Origin of the sequence: Pseudoclavibacter sp. CFCC 11306, from assembly GCF_008831235.1 — a bacterium.
In the GTDB taxonomy this organism is placed as follows: domain Bacteria; phylum Actinomycetota; class Actinomycetes; order Actinomycetales; family Microbacteriaceae; genus Pseudoclavibacter_A.
The window spans coordinates 1328916-1352700 of sequence record NZ_WBKF01000001.1 but is presented as its reverse complement, the minus strand read 5'-3'; the positions used below and the strand labels follow the sequence as shown (position 1 = coordinate 1352700).

Annotated in this window: 14 protein-coding genes, 1 tRNA gene and 1 other RNA gene; 6 read left to right on the top strand and 10 right to left on the bottom strand. The window is 64.6% G+C overall.

Going from position 1 to position 23785, the window contains the following annotated elements; all coding sequences use genetic code 11:
* Positions 1 to 45: 45 nt before the first annotated feature.
* The 7 genes from F8O09_RS06010 to F8O09_RS05980 form a co-directional block, all read right to left on the bottom strand.
* Positions 46 to 1530, bottom strand: a complete 1485-nt coding sequence (locus F8O09_RS06010) for a malate:quinone oxidoreductase (RefSeq protein ID WP_225732887.1) — start codon at positions 1528 to 1530, stop codon at positions 46 to 48.
* Between the two features lie 106 nt (positions 1531 to 1636).
* Positions 1637 to 2716 (bottom strand): aspartate-semialdehyde dehydrogenase, encoded by a 1080-nt coding sequence (locus F8O09_RS06005; protein ID WP_158054273.1) that lies wholly within the window; start codon positions 2714 to 2716, stop codon positions 1637 to 1639.
* Positions 2713 to 3978, bottom strand: a complete 1266-nt coding sequence (locus F8O09_RS06000) for an aspartate kinase (RefSeq protein WP_158054272.1) — start codon at positions 3976 to 3978, stop codon at positions 2713 to 2715. The genes F8O09_RS06005 and F8O09_RS06000 overlap by 4 nt, the downstream gene beginning before the upstream one ends.
* Before the next feature lie 159 nt (positions 3979 to 4137).
* Positions 4138 to 4731, bottom strand: coding sequence for a recombination mediator RecR (gene recR / locus F8O09_RS05995; protein ID WP_158054271.1), 594 nt, complete (start codon positions 4729 to 4731; stop codon positions 4138 to 4140).
* A gap of 61 nt (positions 4732 to 4792) precedes the next feature.
* A complete protein-coding gene (locus F8O09_RS05990) occupies positions 4793 to 7012 on the bottom strand; it encodes a DNA polymerase III subunit gamma and tau (RefSeq protein ID WP_158054270.1) in 2220 nt (739 codons plus the stop codon).
* 108 nt (positions 7013 to 7120) lie between these two features.
* Positions 7121 to 7217: signal recognition particle sRNA small type (gene ffs, locus F8O09_RS05985), an RNA gene on the bottom strand.
* A 25-nt stretch (positions 7218 to 7242) separates the two neighbouring features.
* Positions 7243 to 7327 (bottom strand) — tRNA-Ser (locus tag F8O09_RS05980).
* 349 nt (positions 7328 to 7676) lie between these two features.
* Between F8O09_RS05980 and F8O09_RS05975 the strand changes: the two genes are divergently transcribed.
* Positions 7677 to 10247 (top strand): isopeptide-forming domain-containing fimbrial protein, encoded by a 2571-nt coding sequence (locus F8O09_RS05975; protein WP_192497578.1) that lies wholly within the window; start codon positions 7677 to 7679, stop codon positions 10245 to 10247.
* A 499-nt stretch (positions 10248 to 10746) separates the two neighbouring features.
* Here the strand turns inward: F8O09_RS05975 and F8O09_RS05970 are convergent, their stop codons facing one another.
* Together F8O09_RS05970 and recQ are read right to left on the bottom strand one after the other, a co-directional pair.
* A complete protein-coding gene (locus F8O09_RS05970) occupies positions 10747 to 11259 on the bottom strand; it encodes a glutathione peroxidase (RefSeq protein WP_158054268.1) in 513 nt (170 codons plus the stop codon).
* Between the two features lie 62 nt (positions 11260 to 11321).
* On the bottom strand, positions 11322 to 13226 hold the full coding sequence (gene recQ / locus F8O09_RS05965) for a DNA helicase RecQ (RefSeq protein WP_412973578.1): 1905 nt from the start codon (positions 13224 to 13226) through the stop codon (positions 11322 to 11324).
* A gap of 416 nt (positions 13227 to 13642) precedes the next feature.
* Between recQ and F8O09_RS05960 the strand changes: the two genes are divergently transcribed.
* Together F8O09_RS05960 and F8O09_RS05955 are read left to right on the top strand one after the other, a co-directional pair.
* Entirely contained in the window at positions 13643 to 18094 is a 4452-nt protein-coding gene (locus F8O09_RS05960) for a VWA domain-containing protein (protein ID WP_192497577.1), read from the top strand.
* A 367-nt stretch (positions 18095 to 18461) separates the two neighbouring features.
* Entirely contained in the window at positions 18462 to 19565 is a 1104-nt protein-coding gene (locus F8O09_RS05955; RefSeq protein WP_225732886.1) for a pseudouridine synthase, read from the top strand.
* A gap of 117 nt (positions 19566 to 19682) precedes the next feature.
* Here the strand turns inward: F8O09_RS05955 and F8O09_RS05950 are convergent, their stop codons facing one another.
* Positions 19683 to 20192: an endonuclease domain-containing protein gene (locus F8O09_RS05950; protein WP_158054265.1), complete on the bottom strand. Its 510-nt coding sequence runs from the start codon at positions 20190 to 20192 to the stop codon at positions 19683 to 19685.
* Positions 20193 to 20367: 175 nt separating this feature from the next.
* Here F8O09_RS05950 and F8O09_RS10410 point away from each other — a divergent pair, with 175 nt between their 5' ends.
* The 3 genes from F8O09_RS10410 (at position 20368) to F8O09_RS05940 (ending at position 23761) form a co-directional block, all read left to right on the top strand.
* The gene (locus F8O09_RS10410; protein ID WP_192497576.1) at positions 20368 to 20505 is read left to right on the top strand and encodes a hypothetical protein; all 138 of its coding nucleotides are present in this window, start codon (positions 20368 to 20370) and stop codon (positions 20503 to 20505) included.
* A gap of 707 nt (positions 20506 to 21212) precedes the next feature.
* Positions 21213 to 23081: a molecular chaperone DnaK gene (gene dnaK / locus F8O09_RS05945; protein ID WP_158030646.1), complete on the top strand. Its 1869-nt coding sequence runs from the start codon at positions 21213 to 21215 to the stop codon at positions 23079 to 23081.
* Positions 23082 to 23092: 11 nt separating this feature from the next.
* Positions 23093 to 23761, top strand: coding sequence for a nucleotide exchange factor GrpE (locus F8O09_RS05940; protein WP_158054264.1), 669 nt, complete (start codon positions 23093 to 23095; stop codon positions 23759 to 23761).
* The last annotated feature ends 24 nt before the right edge of the window (positions 23762 to 23785 follow it).

The following is a 23785-nucleotide window of genomic DNA, read 5'->3' as shown; positions in this document are numbered from 1 at the left end:
CGCGGGGCCGCCCCGTCGGACGTGCTGAGAGACTGCGGTCAGGGACTACGCAGTGAGTCCGAGCACCTCTGCGGTCGACGCGAAGGTCTTCGCTGCGAGATCTGCGTCATCGCTGAGGTTCGTGCCGTAGGTGGGCACGAGGATCTTGATCTGCTCGGCCCACGCGCCGTCGAACTCGGAGGGGAACGCCTGCTTCAGCAGCTTGAGCATGATCGGCACTGCAGTCGAGGCACCCGGCGAAGCCCCGAGCAGGCCGGCGATCGAGCCGTCTGACGATGCCACGACCTCGGTGCCGAACTGGAGCACGCCGCCTTTGCCCTTCTTCTTGATCACCTGCACTCGCTGGCCGGCCACGATGAGCTCCCAGTCGTCGCCGTTCACCTCGGGGTAGAACTGGCGCAGGGCCTCGACACGTTTGGTGTGATTCTGCGCGACCTCGCCGACGAGATACTTCACCAAGTCGAAGTTGTGCAGACCGACGTCGATCATGGGCACCATGTTGCCGAAGCGAATCGAGCCGGGCAGATCGGTCCAGGAGCCGCTCTTCAGAAACTTCGGAGACCAGCCCGCGTACGGGCCGAACATCAGATGCTGCTCGCCGTTGACGTAGCGGGTGTCAAGGTGAGGCACCGACATCGGCGGTGCGCCCACAGCAGCCTGACCATAGACTTTGGCGTGATGACGCTTGGCGATCTCCGGGGTCTTGGCCCGCAGGAACTCACCACTGATCGGGAACCCTCCGAAGCCGGCGATCTCGGGGATGCCGCTCTTCTGCAACAGATGCAGGGCACCGCCGCCGGCTCCGATGAAGACGAACTTCGCGGTGAACGTCTCGGTGGCGCCATTGCCGCGGTTCTTGACCTTGAGCGACCAACGGCCGTCGCCCCGACGCTGGACGTCGCGAACCTCGGCGTTGTATGTGATCGAGGTGTCGCGCTCGGCGGCGAACTTGAGCAGGCTCTTGGTCAGTGCGCCGAAGTCGACGTCGGTGCCGGCCTCGGTGCGCGTCGCGGCGACCTGCTGCTCGCCGTCGCGGCCCTTGATCAGCAGCGGTGCCCACTGCTGGATGGTGCGCTTGTTGCCGGTGAACTCCATGCCCTGGAACAGCGGGTGGTCTTTCAGCGCCTCGAAGCGTGCCTTCAGAAAGTCGCTGTGCTCTTTGCCCATGACAAAGCTCATGTGCGGCACAGTGTGGATGAAACGGTCGGCCTTGAGGTGGCCTTCGTTCACGAGATGCGCCCAGAACTGGCGGGACAGCTGGAACTGCTCGTTGACGTTGACGGCCTTGTCGATGCTGACGGTGCCGTCTGCGGCCTGCGGCGTGTAGTTCAGCTCGCACAGCGCCGAGTGCCCGGTGCCCGCATTGTGCCAGGGGTCTGAGCTCTCACGCCCAGCGCCGGGCAGGCGCTCGAACACCTCGATCGACCAATCGGGCTGCAGAATCTTCAGGAAGGTGGCGAGCGTTGCGCTCATGATGCCCGCCCCGACGAGAATCACGTCGCGGTCGTTGCGGGAAAGCGGTGTAGTCACTGACGGGTCTCCAGTTTCACTTCGGCCTCGTGCCGGCCTCTTCGCCGACGGGGTGTCGAGCACGCCGACACCTCATCCATCATAGCGCCGGGTCAAATCGCGCTGCTCAGGCGCCGAAGCGCTCGTCGGCGATCAGTTCGCCGATCTGCACGGTGTTGAGGGCCGCGCCCTTGCGCAGGTTGTCGTTGGTGACGAAGAGCACGAGGCCACGGTCGTCGTCGACGGTCTGATCCTGCCGAATGCGACCCACGAAGCTCGGGTCTGCTCCGGCGGCCTGCAGCGGGGTCGGCACCGCGCTCAGCTCGACGGCAGGCGCCGCTGCCAGAATGCGCTCGGCATCCGCTGGCGAGATCGGGCGTTCGAACTCGGCATGAATCGAGAGCGCATGGCCGGTGAACACCGGCACGCGCACGCAGGTGCCCGCCACACGCAGCTCGGGCAGCTCGAGGATCTTACGGCTCTCGTTGCGCAGCTTCTGCTCTTCGTCGGTCTCGAGCGAGCCGTCGTCGACGAGGCTGCCGGCCAGCGGCACGACATCGAAGGCGATCGGCGCGACGTACTTCTGAGGTGCCGGAAACTCCACCGAGTCGCCCTCGAAGGTGAGCCGGCGGAAGTCCTGCTTCACCACGGCCTCGACCTGCGAAGCGAGCTCCTCGACGCCTCCGAGCCCCGAGCCCGACACCGCCTGGTAGGTGCTCACGACGAGCTTCTTGAGCCCCGCCGCATCGTGAAGCGGCTTGAGCACCGGCATGGCCGCCATGGTCGTGCAGTTGGGGTTCGCGATGATGCCCTTGTGCAGCCCGGCCAGCGCATGCGGGTTCACCTCGCGCACGATCAGCGGCACATCCGGATCGCCGCGCCAGGCCGATGAGTTGTCGACCACGATCGCACCGGCGGCTGCGAACTTCGGCGCGTACTCGCGTGATGCTGCGCCGCCTGCCGAGAAGAGCGCCAGATCGATGCCGGCGAGATCGTCGGCGGATGCAATGGTCACGTCTTCGACGATGATCTCGCGGTCGCGCCAGGTCAGGGTCTTGCAGGCAGAGCGTGGTGACGAGAAGAAGCGCAGCTGATCGACCGGGAAGTCGCGTTCGTCGAGCAGGCGTCGGATGACACCGCCGACCTGGCCGGTCGCGCCGACCACGGCGACGTTCAGCGGGCGGGTGGGATGTGTGTAGGTGCTCATCGTCCTGTTCCTCCGTAGACCACGGCCTCGCCGTTGGCGTCAAGGCCGAAAGCGGTGTGCACGGCGCGCACGGCCTCGTCGAGGCTGTCGAGCCGGGTGACCACTGACACGCGAATGTCACTGGTCGAGATCATCTCGATGTTGATGTCGTTGTCGGCCAGCGCAGAGAAGAAGCGAGCCGAGACACCGGGATGCGTTCGCATCCCCGCACCGACGATTGCCAGCTTCGCGATCTGGTCGTCGTACTGGATCGACTCGAAGCCGAGCGCCTCTTGATGACGACGCAGCGATGCGACCACCCGAGGGCCGTCGCCGGTCGGCAGGGTGAACGAGATGTCTGTGCGACCGGTCGCCGCGGCCGAGATGTTCTGCACGATCATGTCGATGCTGGTGCCCTCGTCAGAGACGACCTTGAAGAGGTCGGCGGCGCGACCGATCTTGTCGGGAACCCCGATGACGGTGATCTTCGCCTCGTCTTTGTCAGTGGCGACTCCGGTGATGATGGGTGCTTCCACGGTCTCTCCCTCTTCGGGCTCGGCGACGATGGTGCCGGCCTTGTTGCTGAACGACGAACGCACGTGCAGGGTCACGTGATGACGGCGGGCGAACTCGACGGCGCGAATATAGAGCACCTTCGCGCCCGACGAGGCGAGCTCGAGCATCTCTTCACTGGTGACGAAGTCGAGCTTGTGCGCGGTGGGCACGACGCGCGGGTCTGCGGTGAAGACGCCGTCGACATCGGTGTAGATCTCGCAGACGTCGGCGTGCATGGCTGCGGCCAGCGCGACGGCGGTGGTGTCCGAGCCGCCTCGGCCGAGTGTGGTGATGTCGCCGGTGCTGCGGTTGAACCCCTGGAAGCCGGCGACGATGGCGATGGCCCCGTCTTCGATGGCTGCGAACACGCGCTTAGGCGTGACGTCGACGATGCTGGCGTTGCCGTGGATGGCGTCGGTGACCAGGCCGGCCTGCGACCCGGTGAACGACCGGGCCTCCTGCCCGAGGGCGATGATGGCCATCGCGAGCAGCGACATCGAGATGCGCTCGCCTGCGGTGAGCAGCATGTCGAGCTCGCGGCCGCTGGGAGTGACCGAGACCTCGTGTGCGAGGTCGATCAGCTCGTCGGTGGTGTCACCCATGGCGCTGACGACGACGACGACGTCGTTGCCGGCCTTCTTCGTCTCGACGATGCGCTTGGCGACGCGCTTGATGCCCGTTGCGTCCGAGACGGATGATCCCCCGAACTTCTGTACGACGAGTGCCACGCGGTCTTCCCTGCCTTGTCTGAGTCTGCGGTGGCCGAGATCTCTGCGCGCAGCGCCTTCGAGGCCCCACGCGTCGGATGACAGCCAGACTCCAGTCTAACCGGTGCTGCCTGCGCCTGTGGAGTGCGATCGGCGCTCTGCTGCGCGTCGAAGCGGCTGTCAGACCTTGCGCCGGCCTTCGAAAGCCCGCCCGAGGGTGATTTCATCTGCGTACTCCAGGTCGCCGCCGACAGGGAGCCCGGATGCCAGGCGGGTGACCGAGATGTCGAGATAGCTGAGCTGTCGAGAGAGATAGGTCGCGGTCGCCTCGCCTTCGAGGTTCGGGTCGGTCGCGATGATGATCTCCTGAACCGTGCCGTCGGCGAGTCGGGGCATCAGGCTCGTGATGCGCAGCTGATCGGGGCCGATGCCGTCGATCGGGCTGATCGCGCCGCCGAGCACGTGATAGAGCCCGTGATACTCATGGGTGCGTTCGATGGCTGCGACGTCTTTCGGCTCTTCGACGACGCAGATGACCGTCTGGTCGCGTCGGGCGTCACTGCAGATGCTGCAGATCTCGCTCTCGGTGAGATTGCCGCAGATGCTGCAGAAGTGCACGTGCTCGCGCACCGCCGCGAGCGTCTGCGCGAGCTTGGTCGGGTTGTAGTGCTCATCCTGCACGATGAAGAACGCGATGCGCTGGGCAGACTTCGGGCCGATGCCGGGCAGCTGGCCCAGCTCGTCGATCAGATCCTGGATCAGACCTTCGTACATGTGTTCCTACTGTTCGTGCTTCGTGACAGGTGACTCCCGGCGGAAGACGGGTGCACCGCGCTCAGCGCTCATCGATCGGCTTCGCATGCAGCATCTGGCGAATCACGGCTTCGCCATACTGTGCTCTGTGGTGTGGGGTGGTCGGCTGCTGTGCTGGCGCAGACGGTGGGGTCGCTGGTTCGACCGCCCGTTGGCGCTCGGGGCCGAGGTCGTCGGGGGCAGGAGCATCGTACTCGTCTTCGGGGGGTTCGGGCGGGAGCTCTTCTGGCCAAGGTGCGTCGGCGGCAGGGGTGGCGGGCTGCGGAGGGTTTGACGTCAGCGAGGCCGACGACTCTGCGGCTGCGCTCTGCGAAGACGACGTCGCCGTTGAACGTGATGCGGCTGAATCGCCTGTTGTCGTGCTCGTCGGTTCTGCAGGAGCAGATGCCGGGGCACCAGCGTCACGAGGGACGGGGCTGCCGGTCACCTGCGGGGCAGGGCGGGTGCTGCCGCTGTGTGCGATGAAGCGCATCCGGATGCCGAAGATTTGCTGCAGTGCATCGCGTACGCCGTCTGCGGCCGGGTTCGATCCGGTGCGGCTGCCGCGGAAGCTCTCAGCGTCTGTGGACGAAGCGAAGCTCAGCGTCAGGATGTCGTCGTGGAAAGCCACCGGCTTGGCGTTGATCGCAACGATCCAGGCGCGACGGTTTGTTCCCTCCAAATGCGCGAGCACTTGATCCCAGCCGGCTCGAATCTGATCGAGCGTGAGCGCAGTTGCCGGTGGGCTCGGCTGCTGCTGGTCGGCCGTGCTCTCGCGGGATGCGGAAGCGGCGCCGTCGGCTGCGGGAGTCTGCAGCGTCGAGGGCGCGGGAGACTCGGCTGGGGCCGACGTCCTGCTCGCTGGGCTCTCGCCCTGAGCGATGGGACGCTGGGCGGACTCTCTCTGCTGCTCGGTCGAATGACTCGGTGCCGGTGCCGGTGCCGGTGCCGGCTGTTGGGCTGCCGGCTGAGCTTTGGGCTGTACCGCAGGCTGCGGGGGAGTCTGCTCGGGCTGTGCCGTCGGAGGCGCTGCATGCTCTGGCGAAGAGGCCTGTGGGGCGGCCCCATGGTTGATCGGGGCGCCATTGGTGGCGGTGCTCTGCACGCCGATGCGGCGTTCGAGGCGGTCGATGCGGCTCAGCGCACCGAGCTCGTTCGCGTCGGCGGCTGGGACGAGCAGTCGTGCACACATGAGTTCGAGCTGCATGCGCGGGCTCGTGGTGCCCGCCATGGTGTTCAGTGTGTGGTTGACGATGTCGGCGGCACGCGACAGCTCGGCCGTGCCGAACTCGCGAGCCTGTCTCTGCAGCACGTCGAGTTCGTCCTGGCTGGTGCCGCGCAGAATCGCCTGCGCCTGGTCAGGGGCAGCCTGCACGACGATGAGGTCGCGCAGTCGTTCGAGCACGTCTTCGGCGAAGCGCTTTGGATCTTGCCCGGTCTGCACGACTTTGTCGACGCTGAGGAACAGCTGCTCGGCCTGCTGCCGCCCGATGGCGTCGATCACTTCGGCGAGCAGATCGCCGGGCGTGTAGCCGAGCAGGCCGATCGTGCGTGCATACGAGATCGTGCCGGTCTCAGAGCCTGCGATGAGCTGGTCGACCACCGACAGGGTGTCACGCACCGAACCGCCGCCCGCACGCACGGCCAGAGGCAGCACGCCGGGCTCCGCCGAGACATCCTCGGCAGACAGGATCTTCTCGAGAAACGGCAGCATCGTGGCAGGGGGCACCAGCCGGAAGGGGTAGTGATGCGTGCGCGACCGGATCGTGCCGATGACCTTCTCTGGCTCGGTGGTCGCGAAGATGAACTTCACATGCTCTGGTGGCTCTTCGACGAGCTTCAGCAGCGCGTTGAAGCCGGCTGCCGTGACCATATGGGCCTCGTCGATGATGAAGACTTTGTAACGGTCACGGGCCGGGGCGAACACGGCGCGCTCGCGAAGGTCGCGGGCGTCGTCGACGCCACCATGACTGGCCGCGTCGATCTCGATGACGTCGAGTGAGCCGGACCCGCCGGTCGCGAGTTCGCGGCAGCTGGCGCATTCGCCGCACGGGGTGTCGGTGGGGCCTTGCTCGCAGTTCAGGCAGCGGGCCAGAATGCGTGCCGACGTGGTCTTGCCGCAGCCGCGCGGGCCGGAGAAGAGATAGGCGTGGTTCACGCGATTCGTGCGCAGTGCGGTGGACAGGGGAGTCGTCACCTGCTCCTGACCGATCAGGTCGGCGAAGGTGTCTGGGCGATAGCGTCGATAGAGTGCGGTGACCACAAGTCCAGAGTACCTGCCGGGTACGACACGAACGATGGATGCCGTGCATCTGTGAGCGAACACGAGCACGTCGTGCCGGTGTGTAGAGGCGAAGATCGGTGTGCCGAGAAAAAAGACTCCTCGCGCACCCAACAGAGCCCGGTTACCCTTGCTGCGTTTCCGCCCTGGGGGAATTGGCCTGGATGTCGTCGCACGAGGAGCCGACTGCAACAGTAGCACAGCCGTGAGAGCGGAGGATAGGGGATTCGAACCCCTGAGGGCTTGCACCCAACTCGCTTTCCAAGCGAGCGCCATAGGCCACTAGGCGAATCCTCCAGGCGTTGTCGTCGTGAAGAAGGCAACTCTCGGAGTATACCGGCTGGCGGTCCCATCGTGCATTTCACGGAAAGGTGTCCGTTCTCGAGTTCGGTGGGGCTTGTCCTGGAAGCAGCTGCAGATGCTGACACGGTTATTTCGCTCACCGGCATTGGGCAGGGTGATTTCCGGGGTGAAATTTCTCTCCCAGGTCGAAGCTGAGCAGTATTCGCGGTTAGTTTTGCGACGGATCTTTCTAAGCATTCACTGTGCATCTCATAGACAAGGAATCAGGGGGGCCGCTTTGAAACCGGACACCATAACTCCTGCATCACGCAGGAACTCACCACCTCGCGGCGCGCGCGCCGCGATGGCATTACTCATATCCGTTTTACTCGTGCTTATGCAGTTGGCTGCTCAGAGTTCGGCGTTCAACATGGCTCCGCGTGCAAACGCGGCAACCGGAGACCTTATTTGCACGCCAGGCACGATTTACACTTTGAGCTCATCGGGTGAACTGGCTCAACTGGACGTGGACGGTTCTCAAGTGCAGGTCACATCGTTCGGTACGTGGGATCGTAGTGTTGCCAACTCCCTCGGCATCAGCAAGGGGGGCAAAGCCGCATATGCAATGCAGCGTGCCACTTCTGGTACTTCGGTGAATGTGCTGAAGTATACAAAGGATGGCGGCTTCCAAATGTTCGGCACGGTAACCGGTGTCGACTCCAGAGTTGCTGGAGGAGCAATCGCTGGTGCCGTTGACCCAGTGAGCGGAAACTACCTTTTTGCGGGTTGGGACTTGCAAGGGCAGTTCCACATCTATGGCGTGAACGTAGAGTCAGGTGCTGAAACACAGCAGGCCATCGACTACGGCAGATTCGCGAATCCATTCTCAGACGCGACTAACGGTGACTTCGCCTTCGATAAGCAGGGCAACCTCTACGTCGTGCTCTCGCCCGGTGGCCCCAGCGTCACGAACAAGCTGTTCGTGATCTCTTCCGCATCGCTCCACTCGACGGCTGGTACGCTCCAGGCCAAGGAGATCGCGTCGAAGGCTGGGCAGAAAGGCAACTTCAATGGTGTGGCCTTCGACAGCACTGGACACCTCTTCACACAGACGACGTCGGGTGGAAACAGTATCCAGCAGATCAACCCCAACACGATGGACCCGTACTCGGGGACGGTGGCGGACATCAACGTCGACCAGCCAGTTGACTTGGGAAGCTGTCTCTACCCGGGCACGGTACAAGCCCAGAAGAACTATGTTGCGACCGCAGATTTTGCCAATGGGCGTCATGCAGTCGGAGACCAGGTCCAACTGAGCATCCAGCGGCAGAACGATCCAGCCGTCACGGCCACGACTGCCGGTGACAAGGCCGGCATCCAGGACGACGTGGTCGGCCCCATCATCGGCGTGACCGGTGAGACCTACAAGATTGCTGAGGCCACAGCTACTGGTTCGGATCTTGCTACCAACTACACGTCAACCTATGACGTCACTTCTGACGGGCAGGCTCAGGGCAGCGCTACCGCAGGAACGTCTGCGACGCTTCAGTCGTTCCCGCAGCCGACCGGCGACAGCGGTCCAGATGTTGTCTACACGTTCAACAACACGCCAAACCCACTTCCCAAGCCGGGGTATGAGTTCTCGAAGTCGTCGGATCCTGTGTCGGGTACTTCGGTGAATCCGGGTGATGTGGTTTCGTACACGCTGACGGGTAAGAACACCGGTGAGACGGTGCTGGATCCGGTGAACGTGTCGGATGATCTCTCGCAGGTGTTGGCGTTTGCTGATCTGCAGGGTGAGCCGGTTGCGAAGATCGGTGATCAGGTGGTGGATGCTCCGAAGGTTGATGGGGCGAAGCTGTCGTGGGCTGGTTCGCTGAAGGCTGGCGAGTCGGTGTCGATCACGTATCAGGTGAAGGTCAAGGCTGATGCTGCTGGCAAGCTGCTGAAGAATGTGGCGAACTCGCAGGCGACGCCTCCTGGTGATGTTCCTCCGATTACTCCTCCGGAGCAGACGACTGAGAACCCTGTTCCGACTCCGGGGTATGAGTTCTCGAAGTCGTCGGATCCTGTGTCGGGTACTTCGGTGAATCCGGGTGATGTGGTTTCGTACACGCTGACGGGTAAGAACACCGGTGAGACGGTGCTGGATCCGGTGAACGTGTCGGATGATCTCTCGCAGGTGTTGGCGTTTGCTGATCTGCAGGGTGAGCCGGTTGCGAAGATCGGTGATCAGGTGGTGGATGCTCCGAAGGTTGATGGGGCGAAGCTGTCGTGGGCTGGTTCGCTGAAGGCTGGCGAGTCGGTGTCGATCACGTATCAGGTGAAGGTCAAGGCTGATGCTGCTGGCAAGCTGCTGAAGAATGTGGCGAACTCGCAGGCGACGCCTCCTGGTGATGTTCCTCCGATTACTCCTCCGGAGCAGACGACTGAGAACCCTGTTCCGACTCCGGGGTTCACTTTCGTAAAGCACTCGGACGCCAGCGCAGTCACCAATCCGGCTAAGCCTGGCCAGAAGATCGTCTATAGCTTCGAGGTGGCAAACACCGGCGAGACTGTGCTCACGAACGTGCGCATTGATGATCGTCTGGCAGGTCTGAGCACGATTCAGTACCAGTGGCCCGGTGCTGCCGGTGTGCTGCAGCCCGGTCAGAAGGTGACGGCGACTGCGGACTACGCAATCACCGACGCGGACATCCAGGCAGGCAAGGTCGACAACAGCGCCCTGGCCTATGCCACACCGCCCGGTGGCAGCGAGGTTCCGTCGAACCCGAGCACGACCCACGACCCGCTCACCCCTCCGGCGCCTCAGACGCCGCTGGCGAAGACGGGCGCTGAAGCAGGTGCACTCGTCGGTGGCGCTGGTCTGCTGGCCGCTGGTGCATTGCTGATCGAGGCAGCTCGTCGCAAGCGCAAAGCATCTGCCCAGCGCTGACGTGTGAAGCGGAGAGACCGCGGGTGAGCCTCTGAGCGAAGCAATCCCAAGGCTCGCGAAGATGGCCCCACAGATGAAAGTCTGTGGGGCCATCTCTCGTTAACCGTGCGCCTCATCGCCGCGAGCAGGCCAGCGGGTAGGGGGATCAGCGTTTGTGCTCGCCACATTCTGAAGCACGGCTTCCGCACAGACGCGTGGCTAGACTCCAGAAATGCCCGGTGCTCCCCGTCAACGCCGCCATCCACGCCACCCTGCCGCAGCATCCTGCTCGATCTGAACCCGCTGAGAGCGAGCCGGCCCTTCGCTCGGCTCTACTCCGGCAACCCAGGCATTCGCGCTTGGAGCATTGCGGCCGCCGTCTGTCTGATGGTCTCGGGAGCCTCGGACAACATCAGTATGGTCTTTCGCCAGACGGAGCTGCAGACGACAGCATCCGATCAGATGGGCGGCCGCATGCAGGACACTTCACCATCGTGGTCAGCGACGATGGGTAAGTCGATCACTGCGTGAGAGACGCCTCGATCGCTTCGATGACCTGGGGTGCGTCAGGCTCGGTGCGCGGCCTGAAACGGCGGATGCCGGGTACGGCGTCTGCGTCGTCTGCGGCTGGTGGCGTGATCAGGAATTTCTCGAAGTTCCACTGCACACGTCCGGCCTTGCCGTTGTCGTCGGGCACTTCGGTGAGCACCTTGTAGAGCGGATGACGGTCGCGGCCGTTCACCTTGAGCTTCTCGAACATCGGGAAGGTCACGCCGTAGGTCACCGCGCAGAAGGTCTGGATCTGTTCGGCGCCGCCTGGCTCCTGGCCGAGAAACTGGTTGCAGGGAAAGCCCAATACGGTGAAGCCGCGTTCGGCATAGGTGCGCTGCAGCTCTTCGAGCTTCGCGTACTGGGGCGTCAGCCCGCACTTCGACGCCACGTTCACGATCAGCAGCGTCTGGTCGCGGTACTCGGCGAGGGTCGTCGGGGTGCCGTCCAGCCGGTGCAGGGGGATGCTGTAGATGTCGGTCATGGCGGCAGTCTAGCCGCGAGGGTGGGCGCTGTCAGCAGCGATCGCCGACTGCCGGACCGAGGCTAGAAGTCGGCGACGATCTCGAGCAGGGCCTCGCCGTAGGCGGAGAGCTTGGTCTTGCCGACGCCGCTGACCTCGCCGAGCTCGTCGAGGGAGTGCGGCTGGCGCGTGGTGATGCCGCGCAGCGTCGCGTCGTTGAACACGATGTATGCGGGCACGCCCTGCTCTTTGGCCGTGGCGGTGCGCCAAGAGCGCAGCCGCTGGTAGAGCGGGTCGAGCGCCTCAGGCACGGCCTCTGGCCCAGCTGTGCCGCCCCCACGGCGCCGTGCGCCGCCTGAGGAACGACGGCCGATCAGATCGCGGCGCAGCTCGAGCGTCTGCTGCCCCTGCAACACTGGCACCGCAGCCTGGGTGATCGACAGCGTGGCGTATTTGTCGCCCGAGGTGCGCAGATAGCCGAGTGCCAGCAGCTGGCGGATGACGGCGCGCCACTCGGCGGCGGAAAGCTCGCCGCCGATGCCGAAAGTGGGCAGCTCGGCGTGACCGTACTGCTGCACGCGCTCGTTCTCATGCCCCAGCAGCAGATCGATCAGGTAGCCCGACCCGAAGCGGCGGTGGTAGTCGCGTTCGAGGCGCACCACGGTCGACAGCAGCTTCTGCGCCGGGACGGTCGCGTCGAACCGCTCAGGGGGCGTCAGACAGGTGTCGCAGTTGCCGCAGGGCTCGCTGGCCTCTCCGAAGTGGGCGAGCAGCCGCACCCGACGGCAGTCGAGCGTCTCGCACAGCGCGAGCATCGCATCAAGCTGCCGGCGCTGCACCTCACGGTGCTGCTCGTCGCCGCTGCCGCGTTCGATCATCTGGCGCTGCTGCACGACGTCTTGCAGCCCGTAGGCCATCCAGGCAGTCGCGGGCAGTCCGTCACGGCCGGCTCGTCCGGTCTCTTGGTAGTAGCCTTCGATGCTCTTCGGCAGATCGAGATGTGCGACGAAACGCACGTCGGGCTTGTCGATGCCCATACCGAACGCGATTGTCGCGACCATCACTAGGCCGTCTTCGCGCAGAAATCGAGCCTGGTTCTGCGCCCGCACCTCGGCGGTGAGCCCGGCGTGATAGATGAGCGCGGGGATGCCTTGGCCTCGCAGAGAGTCAGCCGTGCGTTCGACGCTCGCGCGAGACAGACAGTAGACGATGCCCGCCTCGTGCTCGTGCTCGCCGGTGATGAACTCGACGAGCTGTTCGACAGGCCGGCTCTTCTCGACGATGCGGTACTGGATGTTGGGTCGATCGAAGCTCGACACGAACTGTCGAGCGCCGTCAAGCTCAAGGCGCTCGACGATCTCTCGTCGTGTGGCCGTGGTGGCCGTCGCAGTGAGCGCGACACACGGAACGCGCGGCCAGCGCTCATGAAGCATGCTGAGACGCAGATAATCAGGGCGAAAGTCATGGCCCCACTGCGACACACAGTGGGCCTCGTCGATGGCGAACACCGAGATGCCGGGCCCTGAGGCCAGACGATCGAGCAACTCGACGGCCTGTTGACTGCCGAGGCGTTCGGGCGCCAGATAGAGCATGTCGAGTTCACCGGCGAGAGCCTGCTGCTCGATCATGCGCTGTTCGTCGAGTGGCGCACTGGAGTTCAGTGCTGCAGCGCGCACGCCGTTGGCGTTGAGCGCAGAGACCTGATCTTGCATGAGTGCGATGAGCGGCGAGATGACGATGCCGACCCCCGGGCGCAACAGCGCCGGGATCTGGTAACAGACGGATTTGCCGCCGCCGGTCGGCATGAGCACGAGTGCGTCGTGGCCGGCCGCGACCTCACTGACGATGTCTTCTTGCTGCCCGCGAAAGGCGTCGTACCCGTAGACGTCGTGCAGGATGCGACGTGCTCGTTCTCGCAGTGCCGTCTCGTCGGGCATACCTTGCCTGGTGGCGGAGGGCTGAGGTTGCACGAGGTCTGGAGAAGACATGTGGCCATGCTACGCGCCGCCTCTGACGTCGAAGGGTGGCGACCCAGGTGTGTGAGGGCGTGCCGACGGCCGTTCTTCAGATGGCCGTTCGTCATTTGATATACGTTCCGATCAGGCTGAGGCGCCCCGATCGCGGGACTGCTAGCGTGGCATCAAGATAGCGATCTCAAGGGGCCAAAAGGGGCGATATCCGCTGACGCACGATGCTGTGCGTCGGCAGAGCACGCTCGGGGGATCGATGGCGAAATGTCATCGAGAGGGCCTGAATCATGTCTGGTGAGAAGCGCAGTCAGCACCGCACGCACACACATCGCTCAACTCGGCGAAGGCGGCCGCACTCCCCGCCAGGGAGTGTGCGATTGGGAGAAGAGAGTTCCGAGCCGCTTCGGCTCAGGCTCCTGCCCCGCATTGCGGCCATGGTCGTCGCCACAGCCGCAAGCTTCGCGCTGGTGGCGAGCGTTGGGTACGGCAGTGTACCGGCCACCGCAGACCAGGTGACTCCAGCATCCTCGTCAGAGTCGGTCGACGCAGGAGTCGTGACCTCGCGGTCGGCGCAGGCCGTCACGGCCGAAGTCGACGCAGACGAGACGCAGCCCGGCGAGGCGTCAACGCCTCCGGCAGAGCAGTCAGGGTCTGCGGCGGAGCCCACTCCGACGCCTGATCAGTCACCGGCTCAGACGGAGTCCAAGGCCCCTGCGGCGAGGCCGTCGCCGGCGTCTGGCGCTGCTGACGTAGGTGACAGCAATGCCACTGACGACCCGCCGGCGACACCCGATGCAGAGTCGGTCATGCCGCTGAGCGTGCCGACGCCGGGTCAGGGAGAAGCCGTCATCACCGTGAAAGTCGGCAGTGACCGGTCGGGCGTGCAGACGGTGTCGGTGCTCGCCGGCGTCGTTCTGCACCTGCGCACGGGCGGCGACAACGGCCCTTCGAACTCTCGCGCCGACGGGGTCGCGAGCGATGGCGCCGGGTGGGCGCGATGTGTCTCGGACGCCCAGGGCGACTGCAGCTTCGTGGTGCCGAACACCGGTAACGGCGGGCAGAATCGCAATGCACGCTTCTGGGTTGTGCAGCACGCTGCGCCTGATGGGTACTTCGCGAACCAGACACTGCGCACCGGTAACGGAGATGGCAGCAACTCGGCACAGCAGCAGTACACGTTCAGAACAGGTCAAGAGCTACTTTCGGGACAAACGTACTCGTCGACCAACCAGTTCATGATCGCGACGAACAACAGCACTGCGAACGCGTCGGGCGGCATCTGGCAGCAGTCTCGGGTCAACCCCTCCTTTCCAGCGAAGTGCGGGCTCGACGTCGGTTTGGTCCTGGACATCTCCGGGTCGGTCGGGCAGAGCATGCCTCAGCTGAAGGGCGCGAGCGACACGCTCGTCAACTCGCTGGTCGGCACCCCGTCGCGCATGGGGCTCTTCTCGTTCGCTACGGTCTCACCGGGGGGCGGTGCCACGCAGAACTATCCATCGCTCGCTCCAGTGGCCACACAGGCACAGGCTGACTTGGTCAAGAGCCGGTACGCGGATTGGACGTCCGAAGGCGGGACGAACTGGGATCGCGCACTCGCCGTGACAGCACAGTCGCCGGCGCACTATGACGTCGTGATCGTGCTCACCGATGGCAACCCGACCTATTACAACGATCCTGCTGTGGGCCCAGGAAACTTCACACGTATCCGTGAGGTTGAGAACGGCATCTTCTCTGCGAACGCGGTGAAGGCCAAGGGCACGCGCGTGATCGCACTCGGTGTGGGATCAGGCGTGACCACCCCAGAGACCGCGCTGAACCTTGCGGCGATCTCGGGACAGACGAAGTTCGACGGCAGCAACGCCACCGCTGCTGACTTCTTCCAGACCGGCGACTACACTGCGGCGGGCAATGCGCTTCGCGAGCTTGCGCTGGCCAACTGCAAGGGGTCGGTCTCAGTGGTCAAACAGATCGTGCCTTCGACCAACACCGGTGACGATGTCAGCGGCGCAACCACTGCCGGAGCCGGCTGGACGTTCGACGCGACCACGACATCCCCGGGAATCACCGGTCTGCCGAAGAGCGAGACCACGACGACCGACGGCACGGGCGCCGTCAACTTCCCGCTGACCTTCACCGGAGGCACGACCGCCGGCCCAGTCACCGTCACTGAGAATCAACAGCCGTCATACTCACTGGTCACGCCGGGCGGCAAGAATGCCGTCTGCCGCAACCTGACGACCAACCGTCCGGTGGACGTCACGAACGCTGGCGAACTCGGCTTCACCATCGACACCGCGGCCACGGCGGCGATCAGCTGCACAATGTTCAACCGAGAGGCGCTGCCACACGCAGACGTGAAGCTGAACAAGCGCTGGAAGGTCAACGGGGTCGAGTTCGCGAACGGCGCTCAGCCGGCGGAGCTCTCGGCAGCGGCAACGCTGACGGGGCCGGGTGACGGCGGAGCGACCGCGCAGGCCTGGGGGCAGGTACGCGGCGGTTACAAAGTCGGCGACGGCGTGACCTTCACCGAGAACGTGACGCTGCCGAGCGGTGGGCTGTGCACGTCGACGCCAGAGGTCGTCTTCAACGGCACTGCTCTGCCGAATCCGGCAGACGGAGCGCTTTCCTGGCAGGCGTCCCTGACGCAGCAGAGCAACGAGGCGACCATCACCAACGTGGTGACCTGTGAGAGCCAGCTGACACTGACGAAAACGGTGCAGGGCGGATCCGCCGCAGCGACAGACTGGACGCTGGGCGCGTATCTGCCTGACGGCACCAATCCGGTGATCTCAGGTGCGACGGGCAGCCCGGGCGTGACGGCACAGACTGTGACAGCCGGTCAGAACTTCATGCTTCGCGAGACCGGAGGCGACCCACGCTATCGGCAGTACGACGTGCGCACAGAGCCGGTGCAGTACCCACAGGCAAGCGGGTCATGGCAGTGCCGCGAGATCGATGCCGACGGCAACACCGTTCCGGGCTTCAACCTCGGTCTGAGCGGCGTGGTCGCCGTGCCACTCGGCAAGCGCATCATCTGTGACGCCGTCAACCAGACGGCATCGCTGACGCTGCTCAAGGCCGTGGTCAACGACAATGGCGGCACTGCCGTCTCAGGTGACTGGGATCTGACGGCCACTCCGGCGTCGGGCGTTGACGGCCTGCAGGCGAGCACGGTCGCCGGAGCCGACACCGCGTCGGCGGCCAACACGTTCAACGTTCGGCCAGAGCACACCTATACGGTGAGCGAGTCGGCCGGGCCCGCAGGCTACGTGAAGACGAAGCTGCAGCGGCTTGAGGGCGGCGACTGGGTCGATGTCGAAGGCTGGGACGTCAGAGTTCCGATCTTGGGCGATGCGACCTATCGCATCGTCAACGATGATCAGCCGCGTCCCTGGACGGTCAAGAAGTCATCGGATCCGGCGACGGGTTCGACGGTCAAGCCGGGTGACACCATCACGTATTCGGTCACGGCGAGTGCGGCGGATGCTCCCGGCGCGATTCGAGACGTGGTGCTGACCGACCGCCTCGACGATGTGGTCTCTGGAGCCGACTTCGTGAGCGGATCGGCGAAGCTGACCATCGGCTCGACCACGACCGACGTGGCTGACCCCACAGGTGAGCGTCTGCAGACCTCCGCTTTCCATCTGCCAGCAGGGTCGACTGCGACGCTGACCTACCAAGTCGTCGTCAAGGCGGATGCCTATGGAGCGACCCTGCGCAACGTGGCGACCGGCACGGGCGACGTGCCGCCGACGATGTGTCCGACTCCTGAAGGCGACGGGCCGGTCGACGGCCCGGAGTGCACCACGACCCACGTGACCGCGAAGTGGTCGCTGTCGAAGTCGTCTGACCCGGAGTCTGGAGCGCAGGTCGTGCCTGGTGCGACGATCGACTACTCCCTGACGGCGACCAACACTTCGGGCAACGGGGCGGTTCTCTCCGGCGCGACGGCATCGGACGACCTTGGCGGCGTGCTCGATCACGCCACACTGGTCTCACCTCTGCCGCCCGGGCTGACGCTCAACGACGACGGCAGAACGCTGACTTGGGCGGTGCCGACGCTGGCAGACGGTGCGTCGGCGACCACGACGTACCAGGTGCAGGTGAACTCGGACGCTGTGGGCGTGCAGGTCAGGAACCTGGCGACGCCGGGTGCTGGCGGCGAGTGCGTGCCGGTCGAGGGCCAGGATGTGCAGTGCGAGACGACGCATTCGGTGCCGACTCCGGGGGTCACTCTGGAGAAATCGTCGGATCCGGTGACGGGTTCGACGGTGGCCCCGGGGCAGGTGATTACATACACGGTGACGGTCTCGAACACCGGTGAGACGGTGCTGACGCCGGTGACGGTGTCGGATGACCTGACCGGCGTGCTGGTGCATGCGACGTTCGACCCGGGGTCGGCGAAGCTCGCAGTCGGGGATGCCGCGCCGATCGATGTCGCAGACCCGGTGGATCAGCGGTTGGGCAGCGGCGAGTTCGAGCTGGCGATCGGGGAGTCGGCGACGCTGACTTACCGAGTCACGGTCAACGGTGACGCCCATGGAGTCACGCTGAAGAACGTGGCGACGGCAGAAGCGACTCCACCGGGATTCCCCCCGATCACCCCGCCTCCCGGCGAAACCACGCACAACGTGCCGCCGGTGACACCAGACCCAGATGATCCCGGCACACCGGGCGATCCTGGGCATCCAAATGATCCAGGCGGAACCGTCTCGACCCACCGCTCGTACGGCGGCGGCGGAGGCCTTGCGAGAACAGGCGTCGAAGCCGGAGGGCTCATCGCCCTCGCCGCGATGGCCGCCCTCTTCGGAGGGCTGATGGTGGTCGGCTCGCGTCGACGCCCGAAAGGAGCCGAACCCAGCCAGTCGTCAGCGAAGAAGAAATAAGCTGACTGATGTGAGACTGCGGCGCTGAGTTCCCCTTGTCAGCGTCGCACCCAGAGATGCAGTCGTCGGGTAGGCCCCTTTGCCCGGCGGCTGCATTTCGCTGCGTGGCGCGGTTCGGCAGGGCTGCGCTGTGTGGCTGATGCAGTTCGGCAGGCATGTGCACGGTTCCGCTGGGATGTGCACGGTTCTGCCGAGATGTGCCCGGTTGGGCCGATCACACATGGTTGGGCCGAGACGTGCACGGTTCCGCTGAGAAGTGCATTGTTCCGCTGAGATCAGGGTGATTTGAGCAGAACGGCGTACATCTCAGCGGAACGGTGCGAGACAGATGTGTCTGCAGCGTCCGGCCGAGGCTACGCTGATGCCTATGCCTTCTGCACCGTTCGCTCCCCGCGACGGCGTGTCAGCAACGCGCGTGGTCACCCCGCCACCGGTGCGCCAGACACAACCCGCGGGTCAGACCCCGCCACGCACGATCGGGGAGTGGCTGCGCGTGCGCTTTCCAGCATCCGTCGATGTCGATGCAGGCCTCGCCGACGGACGATATGTCTATGCAGGCGGGCAGCCGGTCAACGCAGACGATGCATACCGCCCGCGCACCGAGATCTGGTTCGAGCGTGACCTGCCAGATGAGGCGGAGGTGCCCGGCAGCATCCACATCGTGCACCGAGATGCCCGGCTGATCGTCATCGACAAGCCTCCGTTCCTAGCGACGATTCCGCGTGGGCAGCACGTGCGGCAGACGGTCGTGGCTCGGCTGCGCTCCGAACTCGGCCTGCCAGAGCTGCAGCCGGTGCACCGGCTCGACCGGCTCACCTCGGGCCTCGTCGTACTGACGACGGAGCGGCGCTGGCGCGGCGCCTATCAGACGCTGTTCCAACGGCGTGAAGTGCACAAGGTCTACTGGGCGCTTGCCCAGCTGTCTGCAGAGCGGGTGGCGCTGATGTCTCTGTGCGAGGGTGCGCCGCGCAGAATGGGGGATGCCGGTGTGCGCCCGTTCTGGACGGCCGGGCAGGCCGTCGAAGTGCGCAGCCGCATCGAGAAGCGTCGTGGATGCTGGCAGGCTGAGGAACTGCCGGGCGAGGCCAACGCGATCAGCAGCATCGTGCTTGAACGCGTGCTTGAGCGCGCGGGCGCCGAACGCGCATCGAAGGAACTCTTTAGTTCCGGGGCGAATTTCGGCGGTGCCGAGGGCGTGACTGCTGGCGTCGGCGTCTTCCGGCTGGAGCCCTCGACCGGACGCACACATCAGCTGCGAGTGCACATGAACCGGTTGGGGGCGCCGATTCTTGGTGATCCTCTGTACCCGGTGGTTCGAGAGGCATGGCCCGGCGGGCCGCCTGCGGATGGCGTCGAGCAGCCGCTGCAGCTGCTGGCAGCCGAGCTGTCGTTCACGGATCCGGTCGATGGCGTCGCCCGACACTTCGAGGCGCAGCGGCGGCTGCCGATCAGCGTGCAAGAGTGCGAGTGAGGGACGCTGGCCTCTTAAGCTGCTTGGCCCCTTAACCTGCCTGGCCTTTTCCAGCTTGGCTTCACCTGCTTGACCTTTTCCTGCCTGGCTTCAGCGTGCTGCCCTGGAGCGGGTGGCTCAGGCGCGAGCGAGTCGACTCAGGACGTCGCGGTACACCTCAGGCCACTGATGCAGAATCTGATGATAGGTGTACCTGGCGTTGACATATCCTGCACGCTCGATGGCAATATCCTTCGCATGATCACGACGAAACTGCTCGGCGTCGCGATGCGTGCCTCCATTGAGCTCGATGGCCAGCACTCCGTCGACGACGAGATCGATTCGCTGACGGTTGTCGAGCAGAACCTGTGATTCAACGTGGTGACCCGCCAAAGTTAAGAGCACCCGAGTAATGCTCTCAAGACCAGACTCAGCCTGGGCGTCGACGAGCGCGAGCACAGCGCGACCGCGAGGAGTGCGCCGCAACTCGGCCATGACATCCACAGTGCTGATGTGCAGATCAAGCTGGCGTCGCGCGCCGTTGCCCGGGCGCAGCGTGGCATGGCGCAGCAGTGAATCGACGACCGCGACGGTCTCGGGTATCGACACATCGTTCAGGCCATGGCGCAGGGCGGTCACCGGAGGCACGACGCCATGCTGCAAGACGGTGCGATTGTAACGAGGGTGGGTGTGGGTTATCACCAAACGGCCTGATGCGGCGGGGGGCAGGCGGCAATGTGGTGTTGACGTGCAGGTGCATCTGAGCCTGTGAGGGCAGCCAGATGTCTTTGTGTAGCAGTTTCAGCCGGTGGAGCCCAGAGAGATGCCCGCCGAACTTGACGGCTGCGACCACCCACGCGTCGGCGTCGAGAGTCGCGAACCAGCCCTGTCTGAGCCGGACGAGCTCGTTCTGCCGCAGGAGCTGGTCGAGCCTGCGTCGCGAGATGCCGGCGAGCGCTAGGGCTCGTGCGTTGGATACCCCGAATGGTGTTGAAGGAACGGCCATGTCGCCTATGGTCGTGCCCCGGGGCCTGAGCTGCCAGCGGGGCGGCTGCACTGTGGTGAAAGCGATGGCGCCCAAACTGCTGTGCAGAACTGGGTGTGGCTGTGGCTGTGGGGTGTGGGCTCGGGCGTGGGGTGTGTGGCCGTGACTGTGGGAGGGGCGCAAGTTGGGAGGTGTCGGGCGTGCACAGTTCGACCCGGGTGTGCACGGTTCCGCTCAGATGTGCACGGTTCCGTCGACATTGGGGTGATTTGGGCGGAAATGTGTACAGTGCGGCGGAACCGCGTGCATGCGGCGGAGTCGCGCGGCCGCAGAGATGGGTTGGTTGGCCTGGCTGGCCGGGTGAGCTGGTGGGCCGCCGGGTGCTCGAGCTGTCGGCGGATGCGCGGAGAGAGCGGGTGAGGACCACCGCTGAGAGGATGGTCGGGTTCGTTCCGGGCCCGTCTGATTTCGAAGACCTATGAAACTTGAGTGAACTTTGCTCAACATTTCGGGAATAGCTTGACTAGCGGATGCCGTTGTGTAACCTTGAGCGTAGATGACTCAAGGGTGTGCATCAGAAGCTGATGTGCGAATGACCTGGAGGTCATCGAAGAAGACTTATATTGCGCGGGTGCAGAGCCCGTGCATGCGTGGCTCGGTTCGCCGAGCAGAAAGGACACACAATGTCACGTGCAGTAGGAATCGACCTCGGCACTACCAACTCGGTCGTCGCGGTTCTGGAAGGCGGCGAACCCACAGTCATCGCGAATGCTGAGGGCTTCCGCACCACTCCATCAGTGGTCGCATTCGCCAAAGACGGGGAGGTGCTCGTCGGCGAGACCGCAAAGCGCCAGGCGGTGACGAACGTTGACCGCACCATCGCATCGGTGAAGCGCCACATCGGCACCGATTGGAAGACTGATGACATCGACGGCAAGAAGTTCACTCCGCAGGAGATCTCGGCTCGCATTCTGCAGAAGCTGAAGACCGACGCCGAGAGCTACTTGGGCGACAAGGTCACCGACGCGGTCATCACCGTGCCTGCGTACTTCAACGACGCCCAGCGCCAGGCCACCAAAGAGGCCGGTGAGATCGCAGGCCTGAACGTGCTGCGCATCATCAACGAGCCGACTGCGGCTGCTCTGGCATACGGCCTCGACAAGGGCAAAGAAGACGAGCTCATCCTCGTGTTCGACCTCGGTGGCGGCACGTTCGACGTCTCGCTTCTGGAGGTCGGCAAGGATGACGACTTCTCGACCATTCAGGTGCGGGCCACCTCGGGCGACAACCACCTCGGTGGTGACGACTGGGATCAGCGCCTCGTCGAGTACCTCATCAAGAAGTTCAAAGAGGCCACCGGCGTCGACGTCTCGGGCGACAAGATCGCTCTGCAGCGTCTGAAAGAGGCCGCCGAGCAGGCGAAGAAAGAGCTGTCGAGCCAGACGACCGCCCACGTGCAGCTGCCGTACCTGTCACTGACAGAGAGCGGCCCGGCCAACCTCGACGAGACCATCACTCGCGCGAAGTTCGAAGAGCTGACCGCAGATCTCGTGCAGCGCACGGCCAAGCCGTTCACCGACGTGATCAAAGAGGCCGGCGTCAAGGTCTCGGATCTCGACCACGTGGTGCTCGTCGGCGGTTCGACTCGTATCCCGGCAGTCGTCGAAGAGGTCAAGAAGCTCACCGGCGGCAAAGAGCCGAACAAGGGCGTCAACCCTGACGAGGTCGTCGCAGTCGGCGCAGCCATCCAGGCCGGCGTGCTGAAGGGCGAGCGCAAAGACGTGCTGCTGATCGACGTCACCCCACTGAGCCTCGGCATCGAGACCAAGGGCGGCATCTTCACCAAGCTGATCGAGCGCAACACGGCCATCCCGACCAAGCGCAGCGAGACGTTCACCACGGCTGAGGACAACCAGCCGTCGGTCGCCATCCAGGTGTTCCAGGGTGAGCGTGAGTTCACCCGTGACAACAAGAGCCTCGGCACCTTCGAGCTGACCGGTATCGCACCGGCTCCGCGCGGTGTGCCGCAGGTCGAGGTCACCTTCGACATCGACGCCAACGGCATCGTGAAGGTCTCGGCTAAGGACAAGGGCACCGGCAAAGAGCAGGAGATCACCATTCAGGGTGGCTCCGGCCTTTCGCAGGAGGACATCGACCGCATGGTCAAGGAGGCCAAGGACAACGAGGCCGAAGACAAGAAGCGTCGCGACGCCGCTGAGGTGCGCAACAACGCCGAGCAGCTGGCCTACTCGATCGAGAAGCTCATCAAAGAGAACGAGGACAAGCTCTCTGACGAGGTCAAGACCGAGGTCACCGCTGATGTCGAGGCCGTCAAGAAGGCACTTGAGGGTTCGGACGACGACGCAGTGAAGGCTGCGTTCGACAAGCTGAACGAGTCGCAGGTCAAGCTCGGCCAGGAGATCTACAAGACCGCGCAGGAAGAGAGCGCCGCTGGCGCTGCTGACGGCGAGGCCAAGGCAGACGGCAAGTCGGGCGATGACGACGACGTGGTCGACGCAGAAGTCGTCGACGACGATGACGACAAGAAGTAAGGCGATTCACCATGGCTGACAACAACGTGGCTGGCACTCCGAACGAGTCAGGGCTTCCTGACGACGGGGCCCAGCCGACGAGCCAGCAGCCAGACGCCCAGCCGAACGGGCAGCAGGCCGAGGGCGCGCAGGGTGCTGACACAGCATCCGCCGCCCCCGGCCGGCCCACCGGCGAGGCTGACCAGGCTGCAGGCGAGCATGATCAGGCGGATGCCGGCGTGAGCGCCGAGGGCACCGCGGCAGACGCTGACGGCGAGGCCTCACGCGAGGACAAACTGTTGGACGAGCTGCAGCGTCTGGCGGCGGAGTACAAGAACTACCGCCAGCGCACCGAGGCCCAGCAGATTCGTGATCGCGAGCGTGCGGTCGGCGATGCGGCCAAACGGCTGTTCCCGATCTTCGACGACCTCGACCGGGCTGAGAAAGCCGGCGATCTCGCAGAGGGCACGGCGTTCGCGACCATCGCGTCGAAGCTGAGGGCCGTCGGCGAGGGGCTCGGCATCGAGCGCTTCGGAGCGAAGGGCGAGCCGTTCGATCCGAACCAGCATGAGGCTGTGCTGCAGCAGCCCAGCCCCGATGTCGATGCGCTGGTCATCGGTGAGGTCGTCGAACCCGGCTACAAGCTGGGCGACACACTGCTGCGCGCGGCCAAAGTGGTCGTGCTGGCACCTGCTGAGTGATCGGCCGCATGAGAATGCGCCCGA

Coding starts and splice junctions, on each gene's coding strand:
- F8O09_RS05975 (WP_192497578.1), top strand. CDS start 7,677: ATGGCATTACTCATATCCGTTTTACTCGTGCTTATGCAGTTGGCTGCT.
- F8O09_RS05970 (WP_158054268.1), bottom strand. CDS start 11,259: ATGACCGACATCTACAGCATCCCCCTGCACCGGCTGGACGGCACCCCG.
- F8O09_RS05955 (WP_225732886.1), top strand. CDS start 18,462: ATGCCTTCTGCACCGTTCGCTCCCCGCGACGGCGTGTCAGCAACGCGC.
- recR (WP_158054271.1), bottom strand. CDS start 4,731: ATGTACGAAGGTCTGATCCAGGATCTGATCGACGAGCTGGGCCAGCTG.
- F8O09_RS05960 (WP_192497577.1), top strand. CDS start 13,643: ATGGTCGTCGCCACAGCCGCAAGCTTCGCGCTGGTGGCGAGCGTTGGG.
- F8O09_RS10410 (WP_192497576.1), top strand. CDS start 20,368: ATGCCCGCCGAACTTGACGGCTGCGACCACCCACGCGTCGGCGTCGAG.
- F8O09_RS06005 (WP_158054273.1), bottom strand. CDS start 2,716: ATGAGCACCTACACACATCCCACCCGCCCGCTGAACGTCGCCGTGGTC.
- F8O09_RS05940 (WP_158054264.1), top strand. CDS start 23,093: ATGGCTGACAACAACGTGGCTGGCACTCCGAACGAGTCAGGGCTTCCT.
- dnaK (WP_158030646.1), top strand. CDS start 21,213: ATGTCACGTGCAGTAGGAATCGACCTCGGCACTACCAACTCGGTCGTC.
- recQ (WP_412973578.1), bottom strand. CDS start 13,226: ATGTCTTCTCCAGACCTCGTGCAACCTCAGCCCTCCGCCACCAGGCAA.